The 11,171-nt window shown below is 72.6% G+C and carries 12 protein-coding genes; 7 read left to right on the top strand and 5 right to left on the bottom strand.

Annotated features, from left to right (window positions below; translation table 11 throughout):
- Positions 1–8: 8 nt before the first annotated feature.
- The 3 genes from argF to truA all read right to left on the bottom strand — a co-directional run bounded on the left by argF (position 9) and on the right by truA (position 3,303).
- Complete coding sequence (gene argF, locus DRV85_RS12525) at positions 9–935, bottom strand: ornithine carbamoyltransferase (protein ID WP_113289817.1); 927 nt, start codon at positions 933–935, stop codon at positions 9–11.
- Between the two features lie 94 nt (positions 936–1,029).
- Positions 1,030–2,214: an aspartate aminotransferase family protein gene (locus tag DRV85_RS12530; RefSeq protein ID WP_113289818.1), complete on the bottom strand. Its 1,185-nt coding sequence runs from the start codon at positions 2,212–2,214 to the stop codon at positions 1,030–1,032.
- 321 nt (positions 2,215–2,535) lie between these two features.
- On the bottom strand, positions 2,536–3,303 hold the full coding sequence (gene truA, locus DRV85_RS12535; protein ID WP_113289819.1) for a tRNA pseudouridine(38-40) synthase TruA: 768 nt from the start codon (positions 3,301–3,303) through the stop codon (positions 2,536–2,538).
- Positions 3,304–3,408: 105 nt separating this feature from the next.
- Between truA and DRV85_RS12540 the strand changes: the two genes are divergently transcribed.
- The 5 genes from DRV85_RS12540 to DRV85_RS12560 all read left to right on the top strand — a co-directional run bounded on the left by DRV85_RS12540 (position 3,409) and on the right by DRV85_RS12560 (position 7,501).
- Positions 3,409–4,827: a YcjX family GTP-binding protein gene (locus tag DRV85_RS12540; RefSeq protein ID WP_113289820.1), complete on the top strand. Its 1,419-nt coding sequence runs from the start codon at positions 3,409–3,411 to the stop codon at positions 4,825–4,827.
- Positions 4,824–5,294, top strand: coding sequence for a GNAT family N-acetyltransferase (locus tag DRV85_RS12545; protein WP_233495505.1), 471 nt, complete (start codon positions 4,824–4,826; stop codon positions 5,292–5,294). Before DRV85_RS12540 ends, DRV85_RS12545 begins: the two co-directional genes overlap by 4 nt.
- Positions 5,291–6,292 carry a YcjF family protein gene (locus DRV85_RS12550; protein ID WP_113289821.1) on the top strand — a complete coding sequence of 334 codons (1,002 nt, stop codon included), beginning with the start codon at positions 5,291–5,293 and terminating at the stop codon, positions 6,290–6,292. Before DRV85_RS12545 ends, DRV85_RS12550 begins: the two co-directional genes overlap by 4 nt.
- A gap of 48 nt (positions 6,293–6,340) precedes the next feature.
- Positions 6,341–7,021, top strand: a complete 681-nt coding sequence (locus tag DRV85_RS12555; RefSeq protein WP_113289822.1) for an SDR family oxidoreductase — start codon at positions 6,341–6,343, stop codon at positions 7,019–7,021.
- A gap of 240 nt (positions 7,022–7,261) precedes the next feature.
- Positions 7,262–7,501: a hypothetical protein gene (locus DRV85_RS12560; RefSeq protein WP_147238843.1), complete on the top strand. Its 240-nt coding sequence runs from the start codon at positions 7,262–7,264 to the stop codon at positions 7,499–7,501.
- Positions 7,502–7,532: 31 nt separating this feature from the next.
- On the opposite strand, the gene DRV85_RS12565 is transcribed toward DRV85_RS12560, so the two are convergent.
- Positions 7,533–8,216 carry a GntR family transcriptional regulator gene (locus tag DRV85_RS12565; RefSeq protein ID WP_113289824.1) on the bottom strand — a complete coding sequence of 228 codons (684 nt, stop codon included), beginning with the start codon at positions 8,214–8,216 and terminating at the stop codon, positions 7,533–7,535.
- Positions 8,216–9,127 (bottom strand): hydroxymethylglutaryl-CoA lyase, encoded by a 912-nt coding sequence (locus DRV85_RS12570; protein WP_113289825.1) that lies wholly within the window; start codon positions 9,125–9,127, stop codon positions 8,216–8,218. The genes DRV85_RS12565 and DRV85_RS12570 overlap by 1 nt, the downstream gene beginning before the upstream one ends.
- A gap of 123 nt (positions 9,128–9,250) precedes the next feature.
- Between DRV85_RS12570 and DRV85_RS12575 the strand changes: the two genes are divergently transcribed.
- Together DRV85_RS12575 and DRV85_RS12580 are read left to right on the top strand one after the other, a co-directional pair.
- Positions 9,251–10,471, top strand: coding sequence for a CaiB/BaiF CoA transferase family protein (locus DRV85_RS12575; protein ID WP_113289826.1), 1,221 nt, complete (start codon positions 9,251–9,253; stop codon positions 10,469–10,471).
- 7 nt (positions 10,472–10,478) lie between these two features.
- Positions 10,479–11,159 carry a hypothetical protein gene (locus DRV85_RS12580; protein ID WP_113289827.1) on the top strand — a complete coding sequence of 227 codons (681 nt, stop codon included), beginning with the start codon at positions 10,479–10,481 and terminating at the stop codon, positions 11,157–11,159.
- Positions 11,160–11,171 lie beyond the last annotated feature (12 nt).

The following is an 11,171-nucleotide window of genomic DNA, read 5'->3' on the forward strand; positions in this document are numbered from 1 at the left end:
CTGCCCGCTCAGACGCCGAGGCACCAGCGCAGGATCGCCTTCTGCGCGTGCAGCCGGTTCTCCGCCTCGTCGAAGATCACCGACTGCGGCCCGTCCATCACGCCCGACGTCGCCTCTTCCTCGCGGTGCGCCGGCAGGCAGTGCATGAAGAGCGCGTCGGGCTTCGCCGCGGCCATCAGACGTTCGTTCACCTGGTAGGGCCGCAGGAGGTTGTGGCGCCGCTCGCGCGCCGACTGCGCGTCGTGCATCGAGACCCAGGTGTCCGTGACGATCAGGTCGGCGTCCGCGGCGGCAGCCATCGGGTCGCGCTCGATCCGCACCTCGGCGCCCCTGTCGCGCGCGAAGCGGATCCATTCCTGCTCGGGGTCGAGCTGCGCGGGTCCGGTGAAGGTCAGGTCGAAGCCGAACTGCCCCGCCGCCTGCAGCCAGCTCGCGCAGACGTTGTTGCCGTCGCCCGACCAGACGACCTTTCGCCCCGCGATCGGGCCGCGGTGTTCCTCGTAGGTCATCACGTCGGCCATGATCTGGCAGGGATGCGTGCGGTCGGTGAGCCCGTTGATCACGGGGATGTCCGCGTGCTCGGCCATCTCCTGCAGCACCGCCTCGTCGAAGGTGCGGATCATCACCAGATCGACGTAGCGGCTGAGGACGCGGGCGGTGTCGGCGATGGTCTCGCCGTGGCCGAGCTGCATGTCGGCGCCCGAGAGCACCATGGTCTGCCCGCCCATCTGCCGCACGCCCACGTCGAAGCTGACGCGGGTCCGCGTCGAGGGCTTCTCGAAGATGAGCGCCACGATGCGGCCGGCGAGCGGCTGCTCCGCATCGGGCGCGCCGCGCGGACGGCCCTGGCGCGCGCCCTTCATCCGGCGCGCCTCGTCGATCATGGCGCGCAGGTCGGCGGGGTCGGTGGTGTGGATGTCGAGGAAATGGGTCATGGCGTGGCGCCCGTTGCTGGCGGGGCATGGGGGCGCTGCCCCCGTCGGCTGCGCCGACTCCCCCGGGATATTTTTACCAAGAAGAAGGACCGGGTCAGGCGGCCCTCGCGGCGGCGCGGGCGGCGTCGGCGGCCCGGTCGAGGCGGCGCAGCGCCTCCTCGGCCTCTTCGGTCGTGAGCGTGAGCGGCGGCAGCAGGCGCACGACGTTGTCGGCCGCGGGCACGGTGATCAGTTCCTCGGCGAAGCCGGCCTTCATCACCTCGGCCGCGGGCAGGCGGCACTTGAGCCCGAGCATGAGGCCCGCGCCGCGCACCTGCTCGAAGACCTCCGGATGCGTGGCGACAAGGCTCTCGAGCCCCTGGCGGAGCTGTCCCGCCCGGGCCCGGACCTCGGCCAGGAACTCCGGCTGCGCCACGATCTCCATCACCGCGAGTCCCACCGCGCAGGCGAGCGGATTGCCGCCGTAGGTCGAGCCGTGCGTGCCCGCGGTCATCGGTGCGCCGGCGGTCTCGGTGGCCAGCACCGCGCCCAGCGGGAAGCCGCCGCCGATGCCCTTGGCGACCATCATGATGTCGGGCGCGACGCCCGCCCATTCATGCGCGAAGAGGCGGCCCGTGCGGCCCATGCCGCATTGCACCTCGTCGAGGACCAAGAGCGCGCCCGTCTCGTCGCAGAGCGCGCGCAGGCCGCGCAGGCACTGGTCGGGCAGGACGCGAATGCCGCCTTCGCCCTGCACCGGTTCGATCAGCACGGCGGCCGTGCGCTCGGTCACCGCGGCGCGCAGGGCCTCGTGGTCGCCCCAGGGCACATGCACGAAGCCCGGCATGAGCGGGCCGAAGCCGGCGGTCATCTTCTCGGAGCCCGCGGCGGCGATGGCGGCCGTGGAACGGCCGTGGAAGGCGCCCCCGAAGGTCACGATCTCGCTGCGCGGCGTGCCCTGCGCGTGCCAGTACTTGCGGGCCATCTTCACCGCCAGTTCGCAGGATTCCGTGCCCGAATTGGTGAAGAACACGGTATCGGCGAAGGTCTCGGCCACCAGCCGCTCGGCGAGCGCCTGCTGCTCGGGGATGTGGTAGAGGTTGGAGACGTGCCAGAGCTTCTCCGCCTGACGGGTCAGCGCCTCGACCAGCGCGGGGTGCGCGTGGCCCAGCGCATTGACCGCGATGCCGGCGCCCATGTCGAGGAAACGTCGTCCGTCCGACTCGGTCAGCCAGGCGCCCTCGCCCTTCACGAAGGTGAGGGGCGCGCGATTGTAGGTCGGCAGAACGGGAGGGATCATGCGTCTGTCCTCGTGCAGGAAGCCCCTGAGTGCCCGAGGGGCGGGGGCAAGTCAACGTGGGGGAAAGCGCGCGCGGGCCTGCGCGCGCAAGGGACGGGCGGCCGGCGTCAGGCGCGTCGGCGTCGGGTCGCGGCGGAGGAAACCGGGCTCGTCATGCGCCATTCTCTAGCGCGCGCCTCACGGCTTGGGAAGGGCCTTCCTGGGCGTCGGAGTCGCGCGCATGGGCAGCTGCGTCGCACCGCTCCGAAGGTCCTGCCCTGACCGGGACGCCCGGCACCGGAGCCGAAACCCGGCGATGAGCCCCGCAAGGGGCGAAGAGCGTCAGGCGAAGGGGTCGTCGGGGTAGCGCACCGCGGATAGATAGAGCCCCTCGGGCGGCGCCACGGGGCCGCAGCGGGCACGGTCGCGCGCGGCGAGCGCAGCGCGCACTTGGTCGGGCGCCCAGGCGCCCGCGCCCACGCGCTCCAGCGTGCCGACGATCGAGCGGACCTGGTTGTGCAGGAAGGACCGCGCGCGGGCGCGGATCCACAGCTCCGGCCCCCAGAGGCCCGCCACCTCCTCGATCGTGAGCTCGTCCAGCGTCTTGACCGGGCTCTTCGCCTGGCAGAGCGCGGCGCGGAAGGTGGTGAAGTCGTGCCGCCCGACGAGATGCGCGGCCGCTTCCCGCATCGCGCCGGCGTCCAGCGCGCGCGGCACCTGCCAGACGAGGCCCGCGGCATGGGTCGCCGGCGCCCGGCGCATCAGGATGCGGAAAAGATAGCGCCGCTCCACCGCCGAGAAGCGCGCGTGCCAGTCCTCGCCGACGCGCGCGCAGGCGAGCACGGCGACCGGCTGCGGCTTCAGGTGGTGGTTGAGCGCCTCCGACAGGCGGAACGGGTCCCAGTCGCGCGCCGTCTCGGCCTGCGCCACCTGGCCCAGCGCATGCACGCCCGCATCCGTTCGCCCTGCCGCAGCGACGGCGAAGGGGCCGCCCTCGAGCCGCGCGAGCGCCGCCTCGAGCGCGCCCTGCACCGTGGGCGGGCCCGCCTGCCGCTGCCAGCCGGCGAAAGGGCCGCCGTGATACTCGATCTTCAGCGCGTAGCGGGGCATGGGGCAGCGCCTTAGCGCCGGGCGCCGCCCCCGGCAATCCCCGGCCCTCTGGCATCCCGTCGGCCGCACGCCTATCTTGGCCGCGCCATCGAAAGGAGCCCCGCATTGGTCATAGGCACGCTCGCCGAGGAATTGGCCCGCGGGGTCGGACGGGTCGGGGACACGATCGGCGGGACGTTCTTCGAACCGGTGATCCGCCTGGGCGTCACGGGGCTGTCGCGCGCGGGCAAGACCGTCTTCATCACCTCGCTGGTGGCCAACCTGATGGACCGGGGGCGGATGCCGGGGCTGGTCGCCGCGGCGGAGGGCCGGATCGAGGCCGCCTACCTGCAGCCGCAGCCCGACGACGCGGTGCCGCGCTTCGACTACGAGCGCCATCTCGCCGCGCTGACCGCGGCCGAGCCGCACTGGCCCGACGGCACGCGCGCCGTGAGCCAGCTGCGTCTGTCGCTGCGCGTGCGGTCCACGGGTCTGCTCGCCGGGCTTCAGGGGCCGCGGGTCGTGCACCTCGACATCGTGGACTATCCGGGCGAATGGCTCCTGGACCTCGGCCTGATGGAAAAGGACTACGCCACCTGGTCCGAGGGGATGCTGATGCGGCTCGAGGGCCGGCCGGAGCCCGAGGCGGCGGCCTATCTGGAGGCCGCCCGCGCCGCGCGGGACAAGGCCGACTGGACGGAGCCGGAGGCGCAGGCGCTGGCGCGGGCCTACACCGATGCGCTTGGCGCGATGCGCAAGGCGGGGCTCTCGGACACCTCGCCGGGGCGCTTCCTGATGCCGGGCGAGATGGCCGGCTCGCCCGCGCTGACCTTCGCGCCGCTGCCGCGCGAAGGCGCTCCGCCGCGCCGCGGGCTCTGGCGCGAGATGGCGCGGCGCTTCGAGGCCTACAAGACGCGGATCGTGCGCCCCTTCTTCCGCGACCATTTCGCGCGCATCGATCGGCAGGTGGTGCTGGTGGACGCGCTCGGCGCGATCCACCACGGGCCCGCCGCGGTGGCGGATCTTTCGCGCACCATGTCCGACATCCTGTCGGCCTTCCGGCCGGGACAGAACAGCTTTCTCTCCCAGCTTCTGCGCGGCCGGCGGGTGGAGCGCATTCTCTTCGCCGCGACCAAGGCCGACCATCTGCATCACACCCAGCACCCGCGGCTCACCGCCTTCATGGAGGCCCTGTTGCGCCAGGCGCGCGACCGCGCGCAGTATGCCGGCGCGGAGACCCGGGCGATGGCGCTCGCCGCGCTGCGCGCGACGACCGAGGAGACGCGCGAGCATCAGGGCCGCACGCTGAACCTGGTGCGCGGCACGCTGCTCGACGGGCGGCGCGCGGCCTTCTACCCGGGCGAATTGCCCGAGGATCCCGCGCAGCTGCTGTCGGCGGCCGAAAGCGGCGCGGCACGCTGGCTCGACGCGGACTACGACGTGATGCGCTTCGCGCCGGCGCCGCTCACCCTGCGCACCGGCGAGGGGCCGCCGCATATCCGGCTCGACCGCGCCGCACAGTTCCTGATCGGGGACAGGCTGTGAGCGCCGAAGCCCAGACGCTCGTGCTGCGCCGCGCAGAACCGCTCGATGCGGGTCCGCTCGGCGCGATCCTGCACGGCTTCGCCCAGCGCACGCCCTGGATGCCCCGACTCTGGACGGGCGCGGAGACGGTGGCGCATTGCGGGCGGATGATCGACCAGGGCTGGGTGACGCTGGCCGAGGCGGATGGACGCGCGCTGGGCTTTCTCGCCCGGGAGGGGCATTTCATCCACGCGCTCTACGTCCGCGAGGGCGCCACGGGCCGGGGCGTCGGCCGCGCGCTGCTCGCGGCGGCCAAGGCGCAGTGCGCCGCGCTCACGCTGCGCACCTTCGCGGCGAACGCGGGGGCGCGCCGCTTCTACCTGCGCGAGGGCTTCCGCGAAGTGGATCGCGGCGACGGGCGCGACAACGACGAGGGGCTGCCGGACGTCCGCATGGACTGGCACCGCGAGAAGGATGCGACAGGATGACCGACCGACGCGGCCCGGTACTGATCGAGATCGACGAGGAGACGCCGCGCAGCTCGCCCGCCGAGGCGCCGCCGATCCCGGACTCCGAGCCGCCGGAGGGCCGCGCCATGCAGCAGGCCGCGGCGCTGGCCGCCGCACGGCCCTCGCGGCTGGCCCGCTGGTTCTGGGGCCTTCTGGCGGCGCTTCTGGCCTCCGTCATCTCGATCGCCGCCTGGGACTTCGCCACCGGGCTGATCGCGCGTCAGCCTTTTCTGGGCTGGGGCGTCACCGCCCTTTTCGCCGCTTTCGTGGCGGTGCTGGCGGCGATCGCGGTCAAGGAGGCGGCCGCCTTCTCGCGCCTCGCACGGATCGACGCGCTGCATCGGGCCGCCGACGCGGCGCTGGCGGACAGCGACCTCGAGGCTGCCCGGCGGCTGACCGAGCGCCTGACGGCGCTTTACGCCCGCCGGCCCGAGACGGACTGGGGGCGCAGCCGGCTCGCCGAGCGCAAGGCCGAGCAGTTCGACGCCGAGGCGCTTCTGGGCCTTGTCGAGCGTGAGCTTCTGGCGCCGCTCGACGCCCGCGCCCGCGCCGAAGTGGAGAGCGCCGCGCGGCAGGTGGCCGCCGTGACCGCGCTGGTGCCGCTCGCGCTGGCCGACGTCGTGGGCGCGCTCGCCGCCAACATCCGCATGATCCGGCGAATCGCCGAGATCTACGGCGGACGCTCCGGCACGCTGGGCAGCCTGCGGCTGCTGCGCGCGGTCTTCACCCATCTTGTGGCCACGGGCGCGGTCGCGGTTGGCGATGATCTGATCTCCTCCGTCGCGGGCGGCGGATTGCTGTCCCGGGTCTCCCGCCGCTTCGGCGAGGGCGTGGTGAACGGCGCGCTGACCGCCCGCGTGGGCATCGCCGCGATGGAGGTCTGCCGCCCCCTGCCCTTCCGTGCCGCGGCGCGCCCGTCGGTCTCGGGTGTGGTCCATCGCGCGCTCACCGGGCTCTTCGGCAGCGCCACCCGCTGACGGCGCCCCGCGCTGGACGGGCGGGCCGGCGCGCGCTACCCAGTTGGCATGAAACGCGCCATCGTCACCGGCGGGGCCGGGCTGATCGGCACGGCGATCTGTCGCATGCTTGGCGAGAGCGGCTGGCAGGTCGCCTCCTTCGATCTGGCGGAAGGGCCGGACTCGGCCCGGCACATCCGCTGCGACGTGGCCGACGAGGACTCCGTGCGCGACGCCTTCGCGGAACTCGGCTGGGATCGGCTCCACCTTCTGGTGAACAACGCGGGGATTTCCGCGCCCGACACGGGCCCGCTCACCGAGCTTTCGCTCGCCGACTGGCGCCGCGTCACCGACAGCCACCTCACCGGCGCCTTCCTGATGACGCGCGCGGCGGCCCCGCTGCTTGGCGAGGGCGGCGCCATCGTCAACATGGCCTCGACGCGCGCCTTCATGTCGGAGCCCCGGTCCGAGGCCTACGCCGCCGCCAAGGGCGGCATCGTCGCGCTGACCCACGCCCTGGCGATCAGCCTCGGGCCGAGGGTGCGCGTCAACGCCATAGCGCCGGGATGGATCGCGGCGGAGGACGAGCGCCTGAGCCGCGAGGATCACGCACAGCATCCCGCCGGCCGCGTCGGCCGGCCCGCCGACGTGGCCGAGGCGGTGCTCTATCTCGCCCGGGCGGGTTTCGTGACGGGGCAGGTGCTGATCCTCGACGGCGGCATGACGCGGCGGATGATCTATGCCGAGTGACGCGCCGCCACGCGCTGGCGCAGAGCCGCGCGCCTTGCGCCGAGGCGCGCGCGTTCACATCTCTGTCGCCTGCACCCTCGCCAAGCGCATTCGATGAAAGACAGCGTTCTTCCCATGCCCTCCCCGCGCTCATCGTCCGCCCCTGCCCCGCAGCGGCAGAGGCCAGGCACGCCGCCGGACAAGCAGAGCCGGCGGCTGGAGCGCCAGTTCGTGGCGTTGTCGCGCGCCGCGCCCCCGCGCATGCGGCCCGTGATCCGCGCGGCGCAGAGCCCGAGAGCCCGTCTCGTGCGGGTGCCGGCCGGGGTCACGCTGATCGCGGGCGGGGTTCTGTCTTTCCTGCCGGTGCTGGGGCTCTGGATGCTGCCGCTGGGCCTGCTGCTTCTGGCGATCGATCTGCCGGCGCTCCGGCCACCGGTCTCGGCGGCCGCCATCCGCATCCGGCGCCGCTGGAAGACATGGCGCCGACCCCGCCAGCGCTGATCGCCCGCGGCAGGACCGAGGGCCTGCGCCGTCAGGCCGCCGGGCGGCTGCCGCCCTGACCGTGCCGCGCCCGCGCGATGGCCGCGGCGGCGAGAACGTGATGCGACATCGCCGCTTCCGCCCATTCGGGATCGCGCGCGGCGATCGCCTCGGCAATGTCGTGGTGGTGGCGGGCCTGCCGGGTCATGTCCTGCGCCGAATACATCCGGTAGGTGCGCAGAACGAGGCCCAGGTTGACCGCGAGCGAGAGCATCGAGCCCAGCCGGGGCGACCGTGCCGCCTGCATGATCGTGCGATGGAAGGCGGCGTTGGCTTCCGTCATCGCGTCGTAGTCGGCGTCCGACCGGGCCGGAGTCCGCGCGCTGATCTCCTCGGCCAGGCGGAACAGTTCGGCGATCTCGGCCTCGGTGGCGAATTCGGCGGCGCGGCGTGCGCCGTAGCTCTCGAGCATCAGCCGGATGCGGAAGATCTGCTCGACCTCGTCGGCCTGCAGCGCGGTCACGCGCAGCCCCTCGCCCGGCGCGCGGGTGAGAAAGCCCTCGATCAGCAGGCGCTTCACAGCCTCGCGCACGGGGGTGCGCGACAGGCCCAGCCGCTCGGCGAGGCCCAGCTCGGTCAACCGCTCGTCGGCCGGCAGGTCGCCCGACAGGATGTCGCCGCGAAGGGTCAGATAGGCGCTGTCGGCGGCGCTGGCGGGGCGGCCGTCCTCGGCCATCAGGCGGCCTCGGGCGCGGGGAAGCCGCCGGCCTTCATCACCATGCCGGGCAGCGTGTGCCCGAGTTGCGCCTCGAGCCATTCGGCGGCGGCGATGCAGCCATCGAGGTCGAGACCCGTGGAGATGCCCGCGCGGTCCAGCATGTAGACGAGATCCTCCGTCGGAATGTTGCCCGTGGCGCGGGGGGCGAAGGGGCAGCCGCCCACCCCGCCCAGCGAGGAATCGAGGGTGACCGCCCCGGCCATGATCCCGGCCCAGGCGTTGGCGAGCCCGGTATTGCGCGTGTTGTGCAGATGCAAGCGGATCGGAACGTCGGGGAAGGCCCGGCGCACCGCGCCCACACGCTCGAGAACGTCCGCAGGCGAGGCGACGCCGATCGTGTCGGCCAGCGCGAGTTCGTCCGGTGGATGGGCCATCGCGCGCTCGACCACCTCCAACAGGCGGGCGAGCGGCACCTCGCCCTCGAAGGGGCAGCCGAAGGCGGCGCCGATCGTGAGGCCGGTGCCGATTCGCCCCTTCGCGGCCTGCGCGATCTCGGCCCAGGTGGCGAGCGTATCCTCGGTGCCCACGCCCTGGTTGCGGCGGTTGAAGGTGTCCGAGGCGACCACGACGCAGTTCGCCTCGTCGAGCCCGGCGGCGACCGCGCGCTCGAAACCCCTGGCGTTCAGCGCGAGACCCACGTAGCGCGCCGCGCCTCGTGGCAGGCGCGCGGCCAGGTCGTCGGCGTCGGCCATCTGCGGCACGCGCCGGGGATTGACGAAGCTCGTCACCTCGAGCCGCCGGGCGCCCGCGTCGATCGCGCGCCGGATCAGTTCGAGCTTTGTATCCACCGAAAGGATCGTCTGCTCATTTTGTATACCGTCGCGCGCCGCAACCTCGACGATTTCAACTGATTTTGGCAGCTCAGGCATTTTTTCTCTCCGAACCTCTTCCCTTCTGGATACAGCGTTGTATTCTCCAAGGCAACAAGAGCGAGACTCAGGGCCACCAGACGCAAGAAAATTGCGCACCATGGCCCGGCACAGGGAGCGAAGATGAGCGAGACGGATGCCACGCCGCCCCGGCAGGGGCCCCTGACCGATATCCGCGTGATCGAGATGGGCCAGCTTCTGGCCGGTCCCTTCTGCGGGCAGCTGCTGGCCGATTTCGGCGCAGAGGTCATCAAGTGCGAGCAGCCCGGCGTGGGCGATCCGATGCGCGTCTGGGGCCGCGAGAAGCCGCACGGCAAGTCGCTGTGGTGGCCGGTGGTCGCGCGGAACAAGAAGAGCCTCACGCTCAACCTGCGGACCGAAGAGGGCCAGCAGGTGATTCGCAACCTCGTCGCGCAGTCCGACGTGCTGCTGGAGAATTTCCGCCCCGGCACGCTGGAGCGCTGGAACCTCTCCTACGAGGAACTCTCGAAGATCAACCCGCGCCTCATCCTCGTCCGCGTCACCGGCTTCGGCCAGACCGGACCCTACGCCAAGCGCGCAGGCTACGGCGCCATCGGCGAGGCGATGGGGGGCTTGCGCTACGTGGTGGGCGACCCATCGACCCCGCCGTCGCGCATGGGCATCTCGATCGGCGACGAGCTGGCGGCGACCTACGCCTGCCTCGGCACGATGATGGCGCTGCACGCGCGCGAGCGCACGGGCCGCGGACAGGTCGTGGACAGCGCGATCTACGAGGCGGTGTTGGCGATGATGGAAAGCCTCGTCAGCGAATACGACGTTGCGGGCTACGTGCGCGAGCGCACCGGCGCGATCCTGCCCAACGTCGCGCCCTCGAACGTCTACGAGACGGCGGACGGCAAGTATCTGCTGATCGCGGCGAACCAGGACACGGTGTTCAGGCGCCTTGCCGCCGCGATGGGCCGGCCCGAGCTGGCCGAGGACGACCGCTATGCCACCCATTCGGCGCGCGGCGCGCATCAGGCGGAACTCGACGCGCTGATCAACGACTGGACGAAAACCGTGGAGCTGGAGCCGCTGGAGAAGCTTCTCGAGGAAAACGGCGTGCCCTGCGGGCTGATCTACAAGGCCGAGGACATGCTGCGCGATCCGCATTTCGAGGCGCGGCAGGCGATCGTCGAGGTCGAGCACCCCGATTTCGGCCCTATGAAGATGCAGAACGTGGCGCCGCGGCTTTCGGACACGCCGGGCGCGGTGCGCCACGTGGGCCCCGCGCTCGGGCAGCATACCGACGAGGTGCTGGGCGGCATTCTCGGCATCGACGAGGCGACCCGCGCCGCCTGGCGCGACCAGGGAATCATCTGAGGCGCGCATGGCGGACGGGCCCGACAGCCGCACGAGCTTCCTGCCTCTGGCCGAGGCGGCGGCGCGGCTCGGCGTCAGCCGGCTCAAGCTGCGCGAGGCGGCGGCCAAGGGCGTGATCCCCGCGCGGCGCGACAACCAGGGGCGGTTGCGGGTCGATCTGGACGCCGCGCCCGACGACCTTGCCGCCGCCGCGGCGGACCGGCCGGCGAAGCCCGGCGATCTGATGGAGGCGCTCTTCGACGAGATCGAGGAGCTTTCGGGCGAGCTCGAGGACTCGGCCGCGATGCGCGACCGGCTGGCCGCCCTGGTCGAGGCGCAGGACGCAGCGCTCTCCCGCGCGACCGCCGCGCTGGAGGCGGCGACGAGCGACCGCGACCGGCTGGCCGGCATCGCGGGCCGCGCGCTGGAGGCCGCCGAGGAGGCCGAAGTGCGCGCGGCGAAGCTTGGCGAGATGTCGGCCCGCTCGCTGGAGATGCTGGAGCGCGCGACCGGCGCGCTCGAATCGATGCAGGGCGAGATCGGGCGGCTCAAGGCCGACGCTGCCGACAAGGAGACCGCCATCGAGGGCCACGCACAACAGCTCGAGCGGCTCTTCACGCTCTCGGAGCAGGCACTGGACAAGGCCGCGGCGGCGCGGCGCGAGCCCACGCTGATCGCCCGCGTCTTCGGGCGCGGCGGCCGGGGCTAGGGACCAACGGGG

The sequence above is a fragment of the Rhodosalinus halophilus genome (assembly GCF_003298775.1).
GTDB lineage: Bacteria > Pseudomonadota > Alphaproteobacteria > Rhodobacterales > Rhodobacteraceae > Rhodosalinus > Rhodosalinus halophilus.